Here is a 19,545-nt window from a genome sequence, read left to right on the forward strand (position 1 = left end):
GTTCCATGGCGATCGAGGTTCGTCCGGCAACAATTTTCGAGGACGTGAAGACACTGGTGGGGCCCAAACGGCCGGATGCCACCGTCTGCTGGTGCCTGAGCTACCGCATCCCGTCCCGCCAGAACGTCTCCCTCCGTGGCGGGGAACGCGGGGAGCTGGTCCGCCAGTTGGTGGCCCAGGATCCCCCGCCCGGCATTGTGGCGTACGACGGCGGCGAACCCGTTGGGTGGGCAGCGGTCCATCCGCGGGCGGACACGGCCTTTGCCCGCAACAGGAAGATCCCGCATGTGGACAACCAGGACGTGTGGTCGGTGTGGTGCCTGCGCGTCCGTCCCGGCCACCGCGGCAAAGGCATCTCGCACGTTCTGCTGGCAGGCGCCGTGGAGATGGCCCGCTCCTATGGGGCCCCGGCCATCGAGGGTTATCCGGTGGACAACAACGGCCGCAAGGTGGACCTCACCATGGCCTACGTGGGCACCCGGAAGCTGTTCGAGGATACTGGCTTCACCAAGGCTGCGGACACCACCTCGGTGCTCAACGGCTTTCCCCGGGTGCTGATGCGGCTGCAACTGGAATAACTGCGCTACTTCCGGTGCCAGTACTTTCGCCAATCGACTTCCATGGCCCACAGCGCCAGCAGCATCGCGTCCATGGTCATGAGTCCAGCCATCAGGTACGACCAACCGACAAACAAACTCACAGCAATCTCCTGACTATCCCCAGCCAATCGATTGCTGCTAAGTGTGGCACCTAGAGCGCCGCTACGGAATGCCCTCCACCCGCAGTCTTGAAAAGGATTCCCAGCCTGTGGTGCGCCTCGGTCTCGAGCTTGAGCCGGCGGGTCAGTTTCTCCACGTGCCGGGACATCTCCTCCCCCACGGGGAGCCGGTCTCCGGGCCAGCTGGAAACTTCCCGCGATTCGGCCAGCGCGTTCTCCAGTTCCCTGGCCGCTGCCCGCACTTTTCGTGAGTGGAAATAGAGGCGAAGCAATGCCTTGGCCTTGTCCGCTCCCCTCTTTTTGACTTGTTCCATGCTGCTTCCCCGCTCTCCGCAAACCATGCAGCCCGCCGCGTGGCCCGTCGTCGGGCTTTTCCGCCTGCACGCTGCTGCGTTCCTTCGAGTGTGACGTCCGTTCCTCAACGTCCCGGCAAGCAGATGCCAAGATTTCCGCAAGATCTGCTGAGGGGGCCGCACACAACGTTTCTGTCAGCGAAGTCACCGGAAACTGTGGAGCCTAAGACATGCCCCGTGCGCCTTAATACTGTAGAAGTAGAGCTATGGTCTCTCCCCCCGAAACCCGCCGTGCCGTGGTCATCGAAGACGACCCCGACATCCGCGGGCTCCTGGTCCGCGTCCTGGTGAAGCAGGGTTTCGACGTCACCCAGGCCGGGGCAGGGCTCCCGGGGGTGGAGGAAGTCCGCCGCACCAGGCCGGACCTGGTAACCCTGGACCTGAACCTGCCGGACCTTGACGGGCTGGAGGTCTGCAAGCTCCTTCGCGAGTTCTCGGACGCGTTCATCGTGATGCTCACCGCCCGTGCGGACGAACTCGACAAGCTGACCGGCCTGGACAACGGCGCCGACGAATACATCAGCAAGCCGTTCAGCCCCCGGGAACTGCAGTCCCGGATCAATGCACTGTTCCGGCGCCGGCCCTCTGCCGCGGCGGAGTCCGCTGCCCGGGGCGAGCTGGAACGCGCCACCGAAGTGCAGCAAAGCCTCCTGCCCAAGGAAGACATCCGGGTTGACGGTTACGACGTGGCGGGCCTCTTCCGCCCGTCCCAAAGCGTGGGCGGCGACTTCTACGATTGGTACCAGACGCCGGACGGGCTCCACCTCACTTTCGCCGATGCCATGGGCAAAGGCATGGGGGCGGCGCTGATCGCGGCAACAGTCCGCGCAGTAATGCGTTCCACGGGCCTGCGGCAGGACCTCGACGCCGGGTTCGGCGCCGCCAGCAAGGCGATCGCCGCCGACCTGGACTCCTCCAACTCCTTTGTCACCCTGTTCCATGCCCGCCTGGACGCGGCATCAGGCAAGGTCAGCTATGTAGACGCCGGGCACGGCCTTGCGCTGCATGTCCAGCCGGCCGGACCGGCGGACCGCCTCCCCTCCGGCGGACCACCGGTTGGCGCCTGGCCCGGGACTCAGTGGCCGCAGGCGGGCCTGGAGCTGGCCCCGGGCGACTCGCTGGTTGTGGTCAGCGACGGAGTGCTGGATGTGTTCGGGTCAGTGGAGGACTTCACCGAGGCAGTGCAGCACGCAACGCAGTCCGCAGGTACGGCGCAGGAAGCCAGCAACTCCATCCTGGCCCTGGCCCCCGCAGAAACCGCCGAAGACGACGTCACGGTGGTTGTGGTCCGCCGCCTGCCCGTGGAGGTGCCGGCTTGACCCGCTTCTGGACCCGCGTGGTGGTTGTCCTGACCGTCCTGACCGGCCTGAACTACATCGCGTGGCGCTGGATGGCGTCCCTCAACTGGGACGCCTGGTGGATCGCCCTGCCGTTGGTGGTGGCCGAAACCTACAGCCTCATCGACGTCATGCTCTTCGGCATGACCGTATGGAAACTGAGGATCCGCAAAGGCGCTCCCGCGCCGCCGCACGATGCAACCGTGGACGTCTTCATCACCACCTACAACGAAGACCTGGACATGGTCCTCACCACCGCACTGGCGGCCCAGAAGATCCGGCACCCGCACAGCACCTGGATCCTGGACGACGGCGCCCGGCCCGAGCTCAAGGCCCTGGCCGAACAGCATGGCCTGGGCTACGTCACCCGCAGCGAGGACTGGACCAAGGACCTCCCCCGCCACGCCAAGGCCGGGAACCTGAACAACGCCCTCATGGTGACCCACGGCGAGTTCCTGCTGATCCTGGACGCGGACCAGATCCCGGAGCCGGACATCCTGGAAAAGACCCTGGGCTACTTCAACAACCGCCGGGTGGCCCTGGTCCAAACCCCCCAATACTTCAACAATGTGCCGGCCGATGATCCGCTAGGCAGCCAGGCGCCCCTGTTCTACGGTCCCATCCAGCAGGGCAAGGACGGCTGGAATGCCGCCTTCTTCTGCGGCTCCAACGCCATCCTTCGCCGCGAGGCCCTGATGCAGCTGGGCCTGGTGGGCTACGTCAAGGAGACCGAGAAGAGTATCCGCCGTGCCCTGGCCGCATCCCGGGCAGCCATCAAGCAGGCCCGCAAGTCGGCGGACGTGGACTCTCCCCTGGTGGCCGAGGTCCTCGACGAGGTGGAGGCAGCCACCCGCGAGGCCCAGGAGGAAGTGGACGCCGGCAGGCCCCTCAGCGAGGTCACGTACCGCGTCCGCCGCCGCGTGGATGCCGCCGTCCAGATTCTGGTCCAGGCCGACGTCGCTGCCCTGCAGGCCGACCTCGAAGAGATCGCTGCCATGGAACTGGCCCACGTGGGCGAGTCCGGCGTCCCGGTGGTGGCGGACGACGCCGTCCAGCGCATGTCCGCCCGCGACTGGTCGCCGCTGGGCGCCCTGGAATCCGTCCAGGCCGTCCTGGATGCGCTGACCGTGGAGCGCAGCGACGAGGCCCAGCCGGTAATGCCGCTGGCCACCATCTCCGTCACCGAGGACATGGCCACCGCCATGCGCATGCACGCCATGGGCTGGGAGAGCGTCTACCACCACGAGATCCTGGCCTACGGCCTGGCGCCGGAGGACCTGAAGACCATGCTCACCCAGCGCCTCCGCTGGGCGCAGGGCACCATCCAGGTGCTGCTCCGCGAAAACCCGCTGGTCCAGAAGGGCCTCAAGCTCGGCCAGCGCCTGATGTACTTCGCCACCATGTGGACCTACCTCAGCGGGTTCGCCGCGGTCATCTACTTCGCGGCCCCCATCATCTACCTGCTGCTGGGCATCCTGCCGGTCAGCAGCCTGAGCTGGGACTTCTTCATCCGCTTCATCCCGTTCATGGTGGTCAACCAGCTGCTGTTCGCCGTGGCCGGCCGCGGAATCCCCACCTGGCGCGGGCAGCAGTACAGCCTGGCGCTGTTCCCCACCTGGATCAAGGCATGCACGACGGCGGCCCGTAACGTGTGGTTCGGCCGTCCCCTTGGGTTCGCGGTCACCCCCAAGGCGCGCCAAAGCGGCGGACCCAGCTGGAGCCTCATCCGGCCCCAGATCGTGGTGTCCATCCTGCTTGCCGTCGCCGCCGTCGTCGGAATCATCCGCCTTGCCGCCGGGCTGGCGGAACCGCTGGGCACCCTGGTCAATGTTGTCTGGGTGGTTTTCGACCTGGTGGTCATGAGCATCCTGGTCCGCGCCGTGCTCTACAAGGGGTACGAACCGGCCGCAGAACCTGCAAACAGAGAGGAACCCTGATGGAGTTCAGTTACGAGGTCAAAGATTCGTACGCGGAAGTCAAGGCGGACGGGCGGCTCAACATGGTCTCCGCGCCCAAGCTGCGCGAGTTCGTCACGGATGTCATTGCCGGCGGGTCCAACCGGATCGTGGTGAACCTGGAAAACACCGCCTTCATGGATTCCTCCGGGCTGGGCGCGCTGATCGGCTGCCTCAAGGCGGCCCGCCAGGCCGGCGGCGACCTGCGGATCGCGGCGGTGCAGCCCCAGGTGAACATGGTCCTGAAGCTCACCAGCATGGACAAGGTCCTTACGGCGTATGCCACAGCCGAAGAGGCGTTCGGCAATGACTGAGGTCCTGGCCTCGCGCAGCTTCCGGGGGCCTGCTGCCGAGGACGCCATCGAAGCGGTCCACAACGACCTGGACAGCCTCTGGCTGGACGTTCCGTTCGTCAACGACATGGACCAGATGACGTTTACCACCGCCGTCATCGAGTCCGCCTCCAACATCGTCCAGCACGCAAGGCCCGCCGGGGACCGGGAGGTGGAACTGGGGGTGGAGACCACCGTGCAGCCCACGCTGCTGCAGGCCCGGGTGAGTGCCTACAACGCCAAGCCACCGTACGGCCCCATGGAGCCGGCCACGCCCGGCGACGACGCCGAGTCGGGCCGCGGCCTGGCGCTGATCGAGGCGCTGGTCACCACGGTGACCTTCGAGCGCCAGGGTGCCACCAACACCTGGGTCCTTTCCAGGACGTCCTCCCAGGATTAGGACTGCCCCTGCTGGAGCTGCGCGCCGCCGCTTGACACGGCCACGCGGCTGTTCTTGAATATTACGTATGCTGAAATAACAGTTCCATGATGCGGAAGCCTTGTTTGGGGAAATCCCCGAACAGGCGCCGGGTTCTCCGGCATCCGCATAGCCGTCACCATGGATGCCAGCATGACCATCGAGGAATACGCCAGCATGAAGCTTGCCGAATTCAACGCCGCCGGCTCCGCCGCGGCCCAGGCCACCCTCCGGCCCTGCATCGACGTCAGCCGCTGGGTGGAGGCGGTGGCAGCAGCCCGGCCGTTCGCCAGCCGGGACCAGCTGCTGGAGTTCGCCGCCCAGGCAGCCAACCCCTTCACTCCTGCGGAGGTTGACGCCGCCATGGCCCACCACCCCAGGATCGGGGAACGTCCGACGGCGGCCAGCACCGAGGCGTCCATGTCCCGTTCCGAGCAGGCCGGGGTGGATCCGGCCGATGCTGCGGCAGCAGAAGCCCTGGCCCGGGGGAACCGCGAGTACGAGGAGAAGTTCGGCCGCGTCTTCCTGATCCGGGCCGCCGGACGCACCGCTCCGGAAATCCTGCAGGCCCTGAACCAGCGGCTCGGCAATTCCCCGCAGGAGGAAGACACCATCGTGGCCCAGCAGCTGCGCGAAATCGCCGTACTGCGGCTTGAAGGACTGATCAGCGAATGAGCGTTTCCCACGTGACCACCCACATCCTCGACACCGGCGCCGGGCGCCCGGCGGCGGGGGTCGCCGTCGTCCTTTTTAAGAACGACGGCGGTACCTGGCGCGAGCTGGCCACCTCCAGCACGGACGCCGACGGCCGGGCGAAGGACCTGGGGCCTGAACAGCTGGAGCCCGGGCACTACAAGTTGAACTTCGCCACGGGCACGTACTACGCCGGCCTGCAGACCGCGACGTTCTTCCCTGAAGTGGACCTGGTCTTCGAAGTCACCGGCCCGGAGCATTACCACGTTCCTTTGCTCCTGAGCCCGTTCGCGTACTCCACCTACCGCGGCAGCTAGGCCGGCCTGGGGGCGCCCGGGTGTCAAGCGCGTTAACCCAATGTCACCGCCGTCACAGTTTCCGGCATAGGATCAGGAAGTATGGCTTCGAATAGAGACCCTGAATCCGATACCGATGCCGAAGGCGGCCAGTCCGGCGGCGTGCAGTCCGTGGAGCGCGCCCTGACCGTCCTGGAGATCCTCGCCCGGGAAGGGCACGCGGGCGTGAGCGAAATAGCCGAGGAAATGGGGATCCACAAGTCCACCGTCTCCCGGCTGATGGGATCGCTGGTGACCCGCGAGATGGTGCACCAGAACAGCGAGCGGGGCAAGTACCAGCTCGGTTTTGGAATCCTGCGCCTGGCCAGTTCCATCCCCGGGCGGCTCAGCCTGGTCCGCGAGGCACGGCCCGTCCTGGAAAGCCTGGCCGACGAATTCAAGGAAACCGTCAACCTCGCGGTCCTGCGCTCGAACTACGCGGTGAATGTGGACCAGGCCATGGGCCCGTCCACCCTGGCCACCTACGACTGGGTGGGGAGCCTCACCCCGCTGCACGCCACGTCCAGCGGCAAAGTCCTCCTGGCTGCCCTGGAGGCGGACGACCGGGACCGTATCCTCAAGGAGACGGGCCTTGCTGCCCGGACTGCCCGCACCATCACCAGCCGCAAGGAACTGGACGCACAGCTGCTCGAGGTAGCCGCCAAGGGATACGCCGTAGTACGCGAGGAGTTCGAGATCGGCCTGAATGCAGTGGCGGTGCCGGTCTACAACCACCAGGGCACCGTGATTGGCGCCCTCAGCATCTCCGGCCCGGCCTTCCGGTTCGACCCCGAGAAGATTCCTGGCCTGCTCGAATCGCTCAAGGAAGCCGGGCTCCAGGTCAGCGCCAATATGGGGTACACGCGGAAATGACACAACAATGGCCCCGGGCAGTGCCCGGGGCCATTGTTGTGTCCCCAAACGGTTGGCCTGCCCTTTCGCCTATGCGGGAGCCGCTGCCGGCGCGCTGAACCCGGACGCTGGAGCGCAACAACAAGCGCACTATGCAACAGCTCGGTCCGCCGACACAATGCGCCCCAAAAGGTTCACGCTGCCTGGCATCCTTGACTTTCAAAGTGACGTACAGCACTCTTGTTGCTTAGCGCGAACTCTGTTGATCTTTGCGGAACACCTCCCCATGGGGCTCAAGGCCCTGCCACCGCTGGCGAACGGCCACGCGGCAATTCACCCCCGGATTGCTCTGCCCGATTCCCAGCACTAAACGCAAGCCCATGGACTAGCCAAAGGACCCGCTTTCATGGCCATTAATAGTGATCTAACCTCCGCCAAGCCAAAAGTGCCGCCTTCAGATGGCGCTCCCCCCGAGCCTCTGGACACCGACCAAGAGGAATCGACAGCCGCCCTTCCCGCCGTCAACGAACACAAGCAGATTCTGGCGGAACTGCGGCTGAGTAACAGGGAGCAGGCCGTCTCCCAGCGCCGCGACCGGAAGCTGACGCTGGACAAGGCCACGTTCGGCATCACCGGCGCCATTGCCCTTGCCTTCGTGGTGTGGGGATTTGCCGACAAGGACAGCCTGGCCACCACTTCCAAGGACGCCCTGGACTGGGTCATGGAATACACCGGCTGGCTCTTCATGGTCCTGGCGTCCCTGTTCGTCGTGTTTGTCCTGTGGCTGGCCATGGGCAAGTTCGGCAACATTCCGCTGGGCAAGGACGGCGAAAAACCCGAATTCCGCACGGTGTCATGGATCGCCATGATGTTCGCCGCCGGAATGGGCATCGGCCTGATGTTCTATGGGGTGGCCGAGCCGCTGTACCACTTCGTTTCTCCCCCGCCCGGAACGGTTGACGGGCGCACCCCGGCAGCCATCCAGACTGCCATGGCCACCTCGATTTTCCACTGGACCCTGCACCCCTGGGCCATGTATGCGGTGGTGGGCATTGCCATGGCCTATGGCACCTACCGGCTGGGACGCAGGCAACTGATCTCCGCCGCCTTCACCTCGTTGTTCGGCATCAGGACCGTTGAGGGGCCGGTGGGCAAGGTCATCAACATCCTGGCCATCTTCGCCACCCTCTTCGGTACCGCCGCGTCACTGGGTCTTGGCGCCCTGCAGATCGGGAGCGGCTTCACCTCGAACGGCTGGACAGGCGAGATCGGAACACCCGTGCTCGTGGCCATCGTGGCCATCCTGACAGCGTGCTTCATCGCCTCCGCCGTGTCCGGCATCAGCCGTGGAATCCAGTGGCTGTCCAACGTCAACATGGTCCTTGCAGTGGTCCTCGCCGCCATCGTCTTCGTGGCGGGCCCCACTCTTTTCATCCTCAACCTCATCCCCTCGGCGGTGGGCGACTATCTGCGCGACCTGGCCGAAATGTCCTCCCGCACCGAGGCCGTTGGCGACGAGGCGCTGCGGACCTGGATGTCCGGCTGGACCATCTTCTATTGGGCCTGGTGGATTTCCTGGACGCCCTTCGTGGGCATGTTCATCGCCAGGATCAGCCGCGGCCGGACCATCCGGCAGTTCGTCACCGGCGTACTGCTGGTCCCCAGCATTGTCAGCGTCATCTGGTTTGGCATCTTCGGCGGTACGGCCTTCCACATCCAGCAGGAAGCTGACAAAGCCGGCACGCCGGGCCTGATGACCGTCACCGACGGCAAGGCAACCATCGATTTTGACGGCGCCCTGTTCAACCTGGTGAAGAACCTCCCCCTGCCGGAGTGGATGATTGCGGCCGTAATTGTCCTGGCCATGGTCCTGGTGGCAATCTTCTTCATTACCGGTGCTGATTCCGCCTCCCTGATCATGGCGTCGCTGAGCTCCAATGGCAGCTCCGACCCCAAGCGTGCCTTGGTCATCTTCTGGGGCGCCCTCACCGGCGCCGTGGCCGCGGTCATGCTTTTGGCCGGCGGTGACCAGCCCTCCGAAGCGTTGTCGGGCCTGCAGCGGATCACCATCGTCGCTGCCCTGCCCTTCGTGATCGTCATGCTGTTGCTTTGTTTCGCCATCACCAAGGACCTGCGCAGGGACCCCCTTTCCCTGCGCCGCCGGCTGGCGGACTCTGTGGTGGAACGGGCTATCCGGGCGGGCGTGGAGCAACACCGGGGCGCGCAGTTCGACCTTGTGACAAAGCACGAGTGCGCAGAAGAGTGCGCCGATGGCCAGAGGTGCCCGGGCAACGGGCAGGATCTGGAGAAGGCAGCCACACGTTAGGTAAACACCCGAATTTGGCCCCGGCGCATCATGCGCCGGGGCCAAATCCTTAAACGGCCCTGCGGCTAGGCCACCACCATGCAACCCTGCAGCTGGTAACCGGCCTCAGGCGCCGGCTGCACTTGCCTTTCCGCGCACAAACGCCCCACGGTGGCCAGCACCTCGCCGAAAACAGGGTCCGGCTGGAGGCGGCGGAGTTCTTCGGCGAGGCATTCGCTGAGGCTGCGGCGCGGGAGCGGGATCCGCTGGACGGGTTGGCCGGGTTGGGTGAGTTCGGCGACGAAGCCTCCGGGGCGGAGAAGCTGAATCCGACCGTCGGCCAGCGTGAGGCTCACTCGGCCAAGGCCTGATCCTGCCGGTCCTGCAACCTTGTTCACAGGTACGTCCAGCGCGTCGTTGAGCCAGGCAGCCATCAGCAGCGGGCTGGGGGAATCCGGGGCGCCCTCCACTTCGGCGGCAAGCACCAAGGATGGGTCGACCTGGTCCAGGGCTGCTGCGAGCTGGATCCGCCAGTTGGTCAGTCGGGTCCAGGCGAGGTCGGTGTCGCCGGCCTTGTAGGTGCGGTGGATCCGTTCCAGTGCGGCCTGGGGGTCGGGTTCGTTCGCGGAGTCGGTGATCCTGCGGTGCGCGATCGCGCCGATGGAGGTCTCGCACGCGTTCGCGGGGGCGCCGTGCGGCCACCAGGCCACGATTGGGGCGTCCGGAAGCAGCAGCGCGGCCACCAGGGACTCGGACTCGTGGGCCAGTTGGCCGTAGCCGCGCAGCACGATCACTTCCGAGGCGCCGGCGTCCCCGCCCACCCGGATCTGCGCGTCGAGCCGGTCCCCGGCGTCCTTCCCGGCGTCGGCGAGGACGATGATCCGGCAGGGGTGTTCCCGGCTGGCGTCGTTCGCGGCCTCGATCGCTTCTTCCTCGATCCCGGACTTGGTCACGACCACCAGGGTCAGGACCCGGCCCAGCGCGATCACGCCGCCCTGCTCGCGCAGGGCCATGAGTTTCTTGGACACCTTCGAGGTGGTGGTGTCGGGCAGGTTAACGATCATGGCCTTCTCCAGGTTCGTCCGCCACGGAACGGGCTCGATGAGGGCATGGCACAGCGGCGGCCCCACCCCGGTCCAGGTGGAGCCGCCGCCGTATGCCAGGGCCTAGTTGATGGCAGCCTGGAGTTCCTTGGCGGCCAGAGCCGGATCTGCGGCGCCGTAGATGGCGCCGCCGGCCACCGCCACGTCGGCTCCTGCGGCCTGGACGGCTGCGATGGTGCTGACGTTCACGCCGCCTGCCACGGAGAAGGGCACCTGCGATTCTTCGCCCGCGCGTAGCAGTCCAGTCAGGTCGAAGCCGGGCTTTGCCTGCTCGTCCAGGCCCGCGTGCATCTCGACGAACTTCGCACCCAGGGCGCGCACTTCCCTGGCCCGGGTGGCCTTGTCCGCGATGCCGATCAGGTCAACGACGACGCCCTTGCTGTGTGCCTTTGCGGCCTTGACGGCGCCCGCGATCGTGGAGTCATCGGCGGAGCCGAGCACGGTGACCAGGTCGGCGCCCGCCTTGAAGGCGATGTCGGCTTCGAGTTCGCCGGCGTCCATGGTCTTCATGTCGGCGAAAACCAGCTTGTCCGGGTGGGCTTCCTTGATGGCCGTAACGGCGGAGAGGCCCGCAGCCTTGATGAGGGGCGTGCCCAGTTCGATGATGTCCACGTATTCAGCGACCTTGCCGGCCAGCTCGAGGGCGCCCTCGACGGTGAGGAGGTCAATGGCTACCTGAAGTTTCATTGCTTCTTCTTTCTGTTGGGGTTTTGTCCAAAGGACTGGAAAGTCGGGAAAGGTCTATTCGAGGTTGGCGTGGCGCAGCCACAACTGCTCGGCGGGGACGTCGGCGTTGTCCCAGAGTGTTTGGAACACCGCCTCCGTTGCCACGAAGAGCACCTGTTCGAAGAGGCTCCCGGAGTACTGGCGGGAGACGCCCGAGCCGTGGTCGGTCTTTTGCTGGGCCGGGAGCAGCACGACGGCGTCAGCCAGTCCTGCGAGTGCCGAACCGGGGTTGGCAGTGAAGGCGACGATCCGGGCCCCCGCCTTGGCGGCGGTCTCGGCGGCCTTCACGATCCCCGACGTGCTGCCGGAGCCCGATGCGACGAGCAGAAGGTCACCCTTCCGGATGGCGGGGGTGGTGGTGTCCCCGGCCACGTGGACCACGAGGCCGAGGTGCATCAGCCGCATCGCTGCCATCCTCAGCACCAGGCCGCTGCGGCCTGCCCCGGCCACAAAGACGCGGTCGGCGTTCTCCAGCATCGAGACCGCCTGGCGCAGCCTGTCCGGGCTGATGCGGGCCGCGGTGTCTGCGATCTCCCTTAACACCAGGGAGATATTGCCCGTGATGGCCCCGCCGGTTGCTTCCACCGCGGGAGCGGTCAGAACGGTTGAGTCCATATCTCCTCCTTCATCGTGTACCTGGCATCCATCGTGCCGAAACGGGCGGGTAGGTGATACGCCAATTCGGGATGGTTTTAACCACCCGTTCGGGTAGTTCAGGACGGGATTCTTCGCGTAATCTGTCGAGATGATTGAGAGCACCCCGCCCGTTCGGCTGGTTACGGACTTCCCCGAAACCGCCCTTCCCTGGCCCCTGCTCCGCGCGGTGGCCCGGATCGCGGAGGCGCCCCTCTCCGCCATTGCCGAACGGCTGCACGAAGCTGTCCGCCCCTACACTGGCGGCGACGCCCTGGTGATCTTCACCGAGGAATGCACAGGACGCCCGCAGAAGAAGTCAGGCGACGGGGAGGTGGTGGCCCGGGTATCGATCAGCGAACTCCAGCAGCTGCGCGAGCAGGTGGCCGCTGAGGGGCCTTGGGCGGGAACGGCACAGATCGCAGGCAGGCAACGGCAGGCCTTCGCCCTGAGGTACGCTCCCAGCAACGCTTTGCTGGTCATTACCTATCCCGGGACGGCCGGGGGCCGGCAGCAGGCCGGGGACATGGAGAACCTGGACCTCGTGTCCTATCTCTGGGTAATGGCAGCACGCCGGATCCAGGAGAAGGTGAAGGATGCGCCGCCGTCCTACCTGCTGGAGTCACGGGCAGCATCCGCGGAACGGATCAGGGTCACGGGCGAGCTGGTGGACCTTCATTCCACAACCCTGGAAACCATCCTGGCGGCCGCACGGTCAGGCTCCCTGGATGACGCAACGGCACGGGCCACCGTCAGTGACGCCGCGGCCAAGGCGCTGGTGGAACTGCGCACGCACAATGACCAGACGGCAGAACTGGTGAAGGAACCGGTGGCCACCGCCTTCGAACGGCTTCGCGAGGATCTGCGTCCGCTGACCCGGTTCAGTGGGATCGACGTGCAATTCATCGAACCCCCCTTGAATGGCCGGGCGCTGCCCGGCGAGGTAGCCATCGCGGCGCGGGCCATCGTGCGCGGGCTGCTGTTGGCCATGATGGAGCAACCGGAAGTCCGCAGGGTGCGGACCCAGTGGGACTGCGACGGCGAAAACCTGCTGATCAATGTCCGGGACGACGGACGGGGCGGACTCTCGGCTGACGCCCCGAACATGGAACGGCTGCAGCGCAGGGTCCAGGCACTGGACGGCCGCATGGAAGTCGATCTCATGCCGGGGTGGGGCGCGGACATTTCCGTCACGCTGCCCCTGGACCCGCCTGCTTCTCCGGCAGACGTCTCGGGCTGGAACCTCGCGGCCCGGGAACTCGAGGTCCTCCAACTGCTGGCTGCGGGCCAACGCAACCGAAGCATAGCCGCCGCGCTCAACATCAGCGAGAACACGGTCAAGTTCCACGTGCGGAACCTGTTCAGGAAGCTGGGCGTGGCTTCGCGGACCGAAGCCATTGCGCTGGCCCACAGCCACGGACTGCGTTAGGACCTGCAGCGTCGAGGGCTAAGAACAGTCACACCCAGATCTGGTAGCCCGATTGCTTGTCGAAGATGCGCCGCGTGCCGATGCCCTCGGCGGCTATCCAGAGCACCGATCCATCCTCCGCAGCCTGGTCCACCACCCCGCTGGCCACGCACTCCCCCAGTAGCCACACCTCGACATTGCGGCCAGGCAGGCGCGCCCAGTCAGTCCGGAGGCCAAGGGCCTTTTTCGACGTGCCGCCGCCCTGGCCACGTTGTTGACGGTCAAGGCCGGTGGCTCTCCGCGGGGCTTCAAGGGTTGCCTGGGAATTCACTGGTCGCTCCGTTCGCCGGCGCCATCGCCGCTCATGGGAATCCAACTCTGATATTTGATTGATATATCAATCTGGATTCAGAGTATGGTGCAGGTCACACCCGATGTCAACAGACGCGCAGACCGGCCGGGACTAAGCCTTGAAGAGGGCCTCCCGGACCGCATGCTCGAATCCACTCACGTGGGCCTTGGCAAGCTCGGAGGCCCGCTCCTCATCCCCGTCAATGACGGCGCGGAGCAGATCGAGGTGTTCGCGCACGTGGTGGGACAGGTCCGGCAGGCGGTCGATGACCATGCACCAGATCCGCGTTGCCAGGTTGTCATAGCGGATCAGGATGTCCTCCAGGTGAGGGTTGGCAGCGGCGGCGTAAATGCCCTGGTGCACCCGGGCATCCAGCTGCAGCGTCTCGGTTACGGTTGCTGCGGCAACATCGAATGCCTCGACCTTCTCGAGCGTGGCACGCAGCCCGTCCCGAACCGCCGGGGATGCCACCCGGGCAGCACGTGCGGCAGCAAGGGGCTCGAGCTGGGCCCGGATTTCCGAGATGAAGGAAAGGTCGGTCACGTCCACCCTGGTGGCGAAGGTACCCCGCCGGGGGTAGGTCTTCACCAGCCGGTCCAGCTCCAGCCGCTTCAGCGCTTCGCGCACCGGAGTCCGCCCCACGCCCAGGTTCTTGGCAAGGAGCTCGTCATTCAGCAGCTCGCCGGGCTTGATTTCAAGGGTCAGCAACCAGTCGCGGATGCTCTCGTACGCGACGTCTGCCAGCGACTTCCTGCCGGCGTCGTCCGCCACCGCCAAAGCTTCGAATGCCATGCTGAGCCCCTTCTTCCCAACCAGAAAAAAACTATTGACCTCGCCTCGAGACCAGTATACGCTGACACCCAATCTAATATATCAGTCCGCAGCTTTTGAATATATCTAGAAGGAGGAGGGACATGACCCTCATTGAAACAGCTTCAGCAACCGCTACCCTGCCGGCGCTCAAGGAAGAGCAGGCGCAGAAGTTCGTGCTGACCTTGTCCTGCCGCGAGCAGGCAGGGATTGTGCAGGCCGTGACCACGTTCCTCTTCGAGCGTGGCTTCAACATCGAGGAACACCAGCAGTTCGATGACAGCCTGCGTGAGACCCTGCACCTGCGCACAGCGTTCTCCGGCTCCCCCAACTACACGCCGGCGATGCTCGAGGAAGAATTTGCGTCCATTGCAGGCCGGTTCGACATGAGTTTCAGCTTCCACGACAAGACCCAGCCGCGCGTTCTGGTGATGGTGTCCAAGTTCGGGCACTGCCTGAATGACCTGATCTTCCGCTGGCGCGGCGGCAGCCTTGGCGGCGAACTGGTAGCGGTCGTTTCCAACCACGAGACCCACCGTGCAATGGCGGAAGCCGCAGGGCTCCCCTTCATCTACGTCCCCGTCACACCGGACACGAAGGCCGACGCCGAACGCAGGCTGCTGGAGCTGGTGGAGGAGTACGAGGCCGACCTCGTGGTCCTGGCCCGTTACATGCAGGTGCTCTCCGACGATCTCTGCCGGGCGCTGGAGGGCCGGGCCATCAACATCCACCACTCCTTCCTCCCTGGCTTCAAGGGCGCACGCCCCTACCACCAGGCCTACGACCGCGGAGTCAAGCTGGTGGGCGCCACCGCCCACTACGTCACGGCGGACCTGGATGAGGGTCCCATCATCGAGCAGGAAGTCATCCGCGTGGACCACAGCTACGGCCCGGCGCAGCTGTCCACCGTGGGCCAGGACGCCGAGGCACTGGCCCTCTCCCGCGCCGTCCGCTGGCACTGCCAGCACCGCGTGCTGCTGGACCAGACCAGCACCGTGGTGTTCCGGTAAGCAGCCCTCGTCCGCAGACCTAACCCGTAAAGCAGCAGGAGAGACTTCCTTGGAATCGTCACCACGCATTGTCATTATCGGAGCCGGCATCGTCGGCACCAACCTCGCGGATGAACTCGTCACGCGCGGCTGGAACAACATCACCGTCCTGGACCAGGGACCCCTCAACATGCCCGGCGGCTCCACCTCGCACGCCCCGGGACTGGTCTTCCAGACCAACCCCTCCAAGTCCATGGCGCTGTTCGCCAAGTACACCGTGGAGAAACTGCTGTCCCTCACCGAAGACGGCGTCAGCTGCTTCAACCAGGTGGGCGGCCTGGAGGTTGCCACCACCGAGACCCGCCTCGCGGACCTGAAGCGCAAGCTCGGCTATGCGCAGGCATGGGGCATCGAAGGCTCCATTCTTTCCCCGGCAGAATGCAAGGAGCTTTACCCGCTCATCAACGATGAGGACATCCTCGGCGGCCTGCACGTCCCGAGCGACGGCCTGGCCAGCGCGGCGCGGGCGGTGCAGCTGCTGATCAAGCGCACCGAAGCGGCCGGCGTCAAGTACTTGGGCAACACCACTGTGACCGGCATCGAACAGTCCGGCAGGCAGGTCACCGGCGTCCAGACGCCCGACGGCGTGATCCCGGCAGACATCGTGGTCTCCTGCGCCGGCTTCTGGGGTGCAAAGGTGGGCGAGCTGATCGGCATGTCCGTGCCGCTGCTGCCCCTGGCCCACCAGTACGTCAAGACCACCCCGGTTCCGGCACAGCAGGGCAAGAACGAACTGCCCAACGGCGCCCGGCTGCCCATCCTCCGGCACCAGGACCAGGACCTCTACTACCGCGAACACGGCGACCGCTACGGCATCGGCTCCTACGCCCACAAGCCCATGCCCGTGGACCTCGACGAACTCGGCAGCTTCAAGCCGCATGAGATCAGCGAGCACAACATGCCGTCCCGGCTGGACTTCACCCTCGAGGACTTCCTCCCCGCGTGGGAAGCCACCAAGCAGATCCTGCCCGCCCTGCGCGAAAGCGAGATCGAGGACGGCTTCAACGGCATCTTCTCCTTCACCCCCGACGGCGGATCCCTCGTTGGCGAGTCCAGGGAACTCGACGGCTTCTTCGTGGCCGAAGCCGTCTGGGTCACCCACTCCGCCGGCATCGCGCGCGCTGTGGCCGAACTCCTGGTGGACGGCAAGTCCTCCATCGACCTGGGCGACTGCGACATCCACCGCTTCGAGGACGTGCAGCTGACCCCCGAATACGTCAGCGAAACCTCGCAGCAGAACTTCGTGGAGATCTACGACGTCCTGCACCCGCTGCAGCCCAAGCTCTCCCCGCGCAACCTGCGCGTCAGCCCCTTCCATGCCAGGCACAAGCAGCTGGGCGGCTACTTCCTGGAAGGCGGCGGCTGGGAACGGCCCTACTGGTTCGAGGCCAACGCCGAGCTCCTCAAGGAGATGCCCGCTGACTGGCAGCCGCCGGCCCGTGATTCCTGGTCCGGCATGTTCAGCTCGCCTATTGCCGCGGCCGAGGCATGGAAGACGCGCACCGCCGTCGCCATGTACGACATGACCCCGCTCAAGCGCCTCGAAATCTCCGGACCGGGCGCCCTGAAGCTGCTGCAGGAACTGACCACCGCGGAAATGAACAAGAAGCCCGGAGCCGTCACCTACACGTTGCTCCTGGACGAGCAGGGCGGGGTCCGCAGTGACATCACCGTGGCCCGCCTCAGCGAGGACACCTTCCAGCTCGGTGCCAACGGCAACATCGACACCGCCTACTTTGAACGCGCAGCCCGCCACCAGACAGCAAGCGGCAGCGCCGACGACTGGGTCCAGGTCCGCGACACCACCGGCGGCACCTGCTGCATCGGCCTGTGGGGCCCGCTCGCCCGCGACCTCGTCAGCACCGTCAGCAGTGATGACTTCTCCAACGATGGCCTGAAATACTTCCGCGCCAAGAAGGTGGTCATCGGTGGCGTCCCCGTTACCGCCATGCGCCTGTCCTACGTCGGTGAGCTGGGCTGGGAACTGTACACCAGCGCCGACAACGGACAGCGGCTCTGGGATGCACTGTGGAAGGCCGGCCAGCCGTTTGGCGTCATCGCTGCCGGGCGGGCCGCGTTCAGCTCGCTCCGCCTGGAAAAGGGCTACCGCTCCTGGGGCACGGACATGACCACCGAGCACGACCCCTTCGAGGCCGGCCTGGGCTTCGCGGTGAAGATGGCCAAGGACAACTTCGTCGGCAAGGCGGCCCTGGAAGGCCGCACGGAGGAGAACTCCGCGCGGCGCCTGCGCTGCCTCACGGTCGACGACGGCCGCAGCCTGGTGCTCGGCAAGGAACCGGTGTTCTACAAGGACCAGGCAGTTGGCTACGTGACCAGCGCCGCCTACGGCTACACGGTCAGGAAACCGATCGCCTATTCCTACCTGCCCGCCGAAGTTTCGATCGGCGACTCCGTGGAGATCGAGTACTTCGGACGCCGGATCGTTGCCACGGTGACCCAGGACCCGCTGTACGACCCCACCATGACCCGGCTCCGCGGGTAGTGCCATGATCAGCTCAGAGACAGTCAGCAGCTACCTCACACGCCTGGCCGCAAAACAGCCCACGCCGGGCGGCGGTGCAGCCGCGGCCCTGCATGCGGCCCAGGGTGCAGCCCTGGTGGCCATGGTGGCGCGTTACACCACAGGCGCCAGGTACGAACAGCACGCACCCCAGGTGCAGCGCATTACCCAGGCAGCAGACAATCTCATTACCGAGGCACTGCGCCTGGCCGACGCGGACGAACAGGCCTTCCAGGCAGTCATCGACTCCTACAGGCTGCCGTCCGACACGGATGAGTCCAAGGCCGCGCGCGCGGCCGGGATCCAGTCGGCACTCATCCAGGCTGCACAGACACCCGCCCAGCTCATCAAGGTCTCAGGCGACATCGTGGACCTCGCCACGGAGCTGTTCGACGTGGCCAACGCGAACGTCATCAGCGACGTGGCAGCGGCTGCCGATGCCGCCCGCGCAGCTGCCGCCACCGCGCGCGTCAACATCGACATCAACGTCGTGGCGGTCAAGGACCCGGAGGCACGCGCGCTGCTTGCCCGGCAGACGGACGGTATTGAGGAAAAGGTAGTCCTGGCGGCTGAGGCCCTCTCGGCCCGCGTGCGGGAAAGGATCCTTGGTTGAGCACCGCAGTACTTTCCGGAAAGCCTTTGGCCGGTTTGTTCCACAAGGAAGTGCAGGAGCAGGTCCGGTCGCTTGAACTGGACGGCGTCCGCCCGGTCGTGGCGGTGGTCATGGCGACCGCCGATGAGTCAACGCACTGGTACGTCCGCTCCATCGAGCGGGCAGCGGAGCGGGCAGGAGTGGGTTGCCGGATCATCGACCTGGGCCATGACGCAACGGAACCGGTGCTGGCCAGCGTCCTGCGGGACCTGAGCGCCGAACCGTCCGTGAACGGCATCATCCTGCAAACTCCACTGCCGCCCGGTGTCCGGACGGACAACCTGGTGGGCCTTATCGCCCCGGAAAAGGACATTGACGGCGCAAATCCGTTGAGCCTGGGTCGCCTTGCCGTGGGGCAGCCGGCCTTTGCGCCCGCCACCGCGCGCTCCGTCGTCGAAATCCTGGATCATTACCAGGTTCCCCTGGCGGGCAAGGGCGTGGTGGTCGTGGGCCGGTCCGCCGTGGTGGGCAAGCCACTGTCCCTCCTGCTGCTGGCACGCGATGCCGCCGTGACGGTCTGCCATTCCAGGTCGGGCCCTCTTGAGCGCTACACGAAGGATGCCGACGTCGTGGTGGTCGCCGCCGGACGCGCCGGCCTGCTGACCGGCAGCCATGTCTCCTCCCGGACGGTAGTGGTCGACGTCGGCACGAACGTCCTTCCCGACGGCTCGCTGGTGGGTGACGTGGACGAAGCCGGCGTCACCGGGACGGCAGCGGCGCTCACCCCGGTTCCCGGCGGCGTGGGCTCAGTGACCACGGCATTGCTGCTGCTTCACACCGTGGAGGCTGCACGCAGGCAAGTGTCTTCCCTGCCGCTGGCGGCCGGGCCCCTGGAGTCCCAGGTCCTGGAAGCCGCGGGCTAGGAAAGGCACAGCGTTAGCAACGGGCGTCCCGTTTTCCGTGAAAGGTGCTTCGATGGGCCTAAGACCTGGGGAGGTATTCCTCATCGAAGCACCGTTTTCGGAAAACGGGACCCCGCAACCGGCATGGTGC

The 19,545-nt window shown here is 65.8% G+C and carries 20 protein-coding genes; 14 read left to right on the forward strand and 6 right to left on the reverse strand.

Annotated features, from left to right (window positions below):
- The first annotated feature begins 5 nt into the window (after positions 1 to 5).
- A complete protein-coding gene (locus tag ACEN9K_RS19570; protein WP_018771761.1) occupies positions 6 to 578 on the forward strand; it encodes a GNAT family N-acetyltransferase in 573 nt (190 codons plus the stop codon).
- Positions 579 to 750: 172 nt separating this feature from the next.
- Here the strand turns inward: ACEN9K_RS19570 and ACEN9K_RS19575 are convergent, their stop codons facing one another.
- Positions 751 to 1,032, reverse strand: a complete 282-nt coding sequence (locus ACEN9K_RS19575; protein ID WP_223992807.1) for a hypothetical protein — start codon at positions 1,030 to 1,032, stop codon at positions 751 to 753.
- Positions 1,033 to 1,277: 245 nt separating this feature from the next.
- Here ACEN9K_RS19575 and ACEN9K_RS19580 point away from each other — a divergent pair, with 245 nt between their 5' ends.
- The 8 genes from ACEN9K_RS19580 to ACEN9K_RS19615 all read left to right on the forward strand — a co-directional run bounded on the left by ACEN9K_RS19580 (position 1,278) and on the right by ACEN9K_RS19615 (position 9,319).
- Positions 1,278 to 2,390, forward strand: coding sequence for a PP2C family protein-serine/threonine phosphatase (locus ACEN9K_RS19580; RefSeq protein ID WP_018771764.1), 1,113 nt, complete (start codon positions 1,278 to 1,280; stop codon positions 2,388 to 2,390).
- Entirely contained in the window at positions 2,387 to 4,345 is a 1,959-nt protein-coding gene (locus ACEN9K_RS19585; protein WP_495634900.1) for a glycosyltransferase family 2 protein, read from the forward strand. Before ACEN9K_RS19580 ends, ACEN9K_RS19585 begins: the two co-directional genes overlap by 4 nt.
- Positions 4,345 to 4,677 (forward strand): STAS domain-containing protein, encoded by a 333-nt coding sequence (locus ACEN9K_RS19590; RefSeq protein ID WP_018771766.1) that lies wholly within the window; start codon positions 4,345 to 4,347, stop codon positions 4,675 to 4,677. The genes ACEN9K_RS19585 and ACEN9K_RS19590 overlap by 1 nt, the downstream gene beginning before the upstream one ends.
- A complete protein-coding gene (locus ACEN9K_RS19595; protein ID WP_018771767.1) occupies positions 4,670 to 5,095 on the forward strand; it encodes an ATP-binding protein in 426 nt (141 codons plus the stop codon). Before ACEN9K_RS19590 ends, ACEN9K_RS19595 begins: the two co-directional genes overlap by 8 nt.
- Positions 5,096 to 5,290: 195 nt before the next feature.
- Positions 5,291 to 5,788, forward strand: a complete 498-nt coding sequence (gene uraD / locus ACEN9K_RS19600; RefSeq protein ID WP_056392068.1) for a 2-oxo-4-hydroxy-4-carboxy-5-ureidoimidazoline decarboxylase — start codon at positions 5,291 to 5,293, stop codon at positions 5,786 to 5,788.
- Entirely contained in the window at positions 5,785 to 6,123 is a 339-nt protein-coding gene (uraH, locus tag ACEN9K_RS19605; RefSeq protein ID WP_495634901.1) for a hydroxyisourate hydrolase, read from the forward strand. Before uraD ends, uraH begins: the two co-directional genes overlap by 4 nt.
- An 81-nt stretch (positions 6,124 to 6,204) precedes the next feature.
- A complete protein-coding gene (locus tag ACEN9K_RS19610; RefSeq protein WP_018771770.1) occupies positions 6,205 to 7,014 on the forward strand; it encodes an IclR family transcriptional regulator in 810 nt (269 codons plus the stop codon).
- Positions 7,015 to 7,399: 385 nt separating this feature from the next.
- Complete coding sequence (locus ACEN9K_RS19615) at positions 7,400 to 9,319, forward strand: BCCT family transporter (protein ID WP_043425550.1); 1,920 nt, start codon at positions 7,400 to 7,402, stop codon at positions 9,317 to 9,319.
- 65 nt (positions 9,320 to 9,384) lie between these two features.
- Here ACEN9K_RS19615 and ACEN9K_RS19620 read toward each other — a convergent pair whose 3' ends face one another.
- The 3 genes from ACEN9K_RS19620 to hxlB form a co-directional block, all read right to left on the reverse strand.
- On the reverse strand, positions 9,385 to 10,362 hold the full coding sequence (locus ACEN9K_RS19620; RefSeq protein WP_495634902.1) for a glucose-6-phosphate dehydrogenase assembly protein OpcA: 978 nt from the start codon (positions 10,360 to 10,362) through the stop codon (positions 9,385 to 9,387).
- A gap of 102 nt (positions 10,363 to 10,464) precedes the next feature.
- The gene (gene hxlA, locus ACEN9K_RS19625; RefSeq protein WP_495634903.1) at positions 10,465 to 11,088 is read right to left on the reverse strand and encodes a 3-hexulose-6-phosphate synthase; all 624 of its coding nucleotides are present in this window, start codon (positions 11,086 to 11,088) and stop codon (positions 10,465 to 10,467) included.
- 54 nt (positions 11,089 to 11,142) lie between these two features.
- Complete coding sequence (hxlB, locus tag ACEN9K_RS19630) at positions 11,143 to 11,742, reverse strand: 6-phospho-3-hexuloisomerase (protein ID WP_134165085.1); 600 nt, start codon at positions 11,740 to 11,742, stop codon at positions 11,143 to 11,145.
- 130 nt (positions 11,743 to 11,872) lie between these two features.
- On the opposite strand from hxlB, the gene ACEN9K_RS19635 reads away from it, so the two are divergent.
- The gene (locus tag ACEN9K_RS19635) at positions 11,873 to 13,189 is read left to right on the forward strand and encodes a helix-turn-helix transcriptional regulator (protein WP_134165084.1); all 1,317 of its coding nucleotides are present in this window, start codon (positions 11,873 to 11,875) and stop codon (positions 13,187 to 13,189) included.
- Between the two features lie 28 nt (positions 13,190 to 13,217).
- On the opposite strand, the gene ACEN9K_RS19640 is transcribed toward ACEN9K_RS19635, so the two are convergent.
- Together ACEN9K_RS19640 and ACEN9K_RS19645 are read right to left on the reverse strand one after the other, a co-directional pair.
- Positions 13,218 to 13,499: a hypothetical protein gene (locus ACEN9K_RS19640; protein WP_495634904.1), complete on the reverse strand. Its 282-nt coding sequence runs from the start codon at positions 13,497 to 13,499 to the stop codon at positions 13,218 to 13,220.
- Between the two features lie 132 nt (positions 13,500 to 13,631).
- Positions 13,632 to 14,312, reverse strand: coding sequence for a GntR family transcriptional regulator (locus ACEN9K_RS19645; protein ID WP_018771777.1), 681 nt, complete (start codon positions 14,310 to 14,312; stop codon positions 13,632 to 13,634).
- A gap of 122 nt (positions 14,313 to 14,434) precedes the next feature.
- Here ACEN9K_RS19645 and purU point away from each other — a divergent pair, with 122 nt between their 5' ends.
- Genes purU through ACEN9K_RS19665 form a run of 4 tightly spaced genes read left to right on the forward strand, consistent with a single transcriptional unit; the run spans position 14,435 to position 19,415 of the window.
- Positions 14,435 to 15,340: a formyltetrahydrofolate deformylase gene (gene purU / locus ACEN9K_RS19650; protein WP_018771778.1), complete on the forward strand. Its 906-nt coding sequence runs from the start codon at positions 14,435 to 14,437 to the stop codon at positions 15,338 to 15,340.
- A gap of 49 nt (positions 15,341 to 15,389) precedes the next feature.
- Positions 15,390 to 17,882, forward strand: coding sequence for a GcvT family protein (locus tag ACEN9K_RS19655; protein ID WP_478222814.1), 2,493 nt, complete (start codon positions 15,390 to 15,392; stop codon positions 17,880 to 17,882).
- Positions 17,883 to 17,886: 4 nt separating this feature from the next.
- A complete protein-coding gene (locus ACEN9K_RS19660; protein ID WP_134165081.1) occupies positions 17,887 to 18,513 on the forward strand; it encodes a cyclodeaminase/cyclohydrolase family protein in 627 nt (208 codons plus the stop codon).
- A complete protein-coding gene (locus ACEN9K_RS19665; RefSeq protein WP_018771781.1) occupies positions 18,510 to 19,415 on the forward strand; it encodes a bifunctional 5,10-methylenetetrahydrofolate dehydrogenase/5,10-methenyltetrahydrofolate cyclohydrolase in 906 nt (301 codons plus the stop codon). Before ACEN9K_RS19660 ends, ACEN9K_RS19665 begins: the two co-directional genes overlap by 4 nt.
- Positions 19,416 to 19,545: the final 130 nt, after the last annotated feature.

The organism is Pseudarthrobacter sp. Pseusp20, from assembly GCF_059492155.1.

Coding starts and splice junctions, on each gene's coding strand:
- ACEN9K_RS19570 (WP_018771761.1), top strand. CDS start 6: ATGGCGATCGAGGTTCGTCCGGCAACAATTTTCGAGGACGTGAAGACA.
- ACEN9K_RS19575 (WP_223992807.1), bottom strand. CDS start 1,032: ATGGAACAAGTCAAAAAGAGGGGAGCGGACAAGGCCAAGGCATTGCTT.
- ACEN9K_RS19580 (WP_018771764.1), top strand. CDS start 1,278: ATGGTCTCTCCCCCCGAAACCCGCCGTGCCGTGGTCATCGAAGACGAC.
- ACEN9K_RS19590 (WP_018771766.1), top strand. CDS start 4,345: ATGGAGTTCAGTTACGAGGTCAAAGATTCGTACGCGGAAGTCAAGGCG.
- ACEN9K_RS19595 (WP_018771767.1), top strand. CDS start 4,670: ATGACTGAGGTCCTGGCCTCGCGCAGCTTCCGGGGGCCTGCTGCCGAG.
- uraD (WP_056392068.1), top strand. CDS start 5,291: ATGAAGCTTGCCGAATTCAACGCCGCCGGCTCCGCCGCGGCCCAGGCC.
- uraH (WP_495634901.1), top strand. CDS start 5,785: ATGAGCGTTTCCCACGTGACCACCCACATCCTCGACACCGGCGCCGGG.
- ACEN9K_RS19610 (WP_018771770.1), top strand. CDS start 6,205: ATGGCTTCGAATAGAGACCCTGAATCCGATACCGATGCCGAAGGCGGC.
- ACEN9K_RS19615 (WP_043425550.1), top strand. CDS start 7,400: ATGGCCATTAATAGTGATCTAACCTCCGCCAAGCCAAAAGTGCCGCCT.
- ACEN9K_RS19620 (WP_495634902.1), bottom strand. CDS start 10,362: ATGATCGTTAACCTGCCCGACACCACCACCTCGAAGGTGTCCAAGAAA.
- hxlA (WP_495634903.1), bottom strand. CDS start 11,088: ATGAAACTTCAGGTAGCCATTGACCTCCTCACCGTCGAGGGCGCCCTC.
- hxlB (WP_134165085.1), bottom strand. CDS start 11,742: ATGGACTCAACCGTTCTGACCGCTCCCGCGGTGGAAGCAACCGGCGGG.
- ACEN9K_RS19635 (WP_134165084.1), top strand. CDS start 11,873: ATGATTGAGAGCACCCCGCCCGTTCGGCTGGTTACGGACTTCCCCGAA.
- ACEN9K_RS19645 (WP_018771777.1), bottom strand. CDS start 14,312: ATGGCATTCGAAGCTTTGGCGGTGGCGGACGACGCCGGCAGGAAGTCG.
- purU (WP_018771778.1), top strand. CDS start 14,435: ATGACCCTCATTGAAACAGCTTCAGCAACCGCTACCCTGCCGGCGCTC.
- ACEN9K_RS19660 (WP_134165081.1), top strand. CDS start 17,887: ATGATCAGCTCAGAGACAGTCAGCAGCTACCTCACACGCCTGGCCGCA.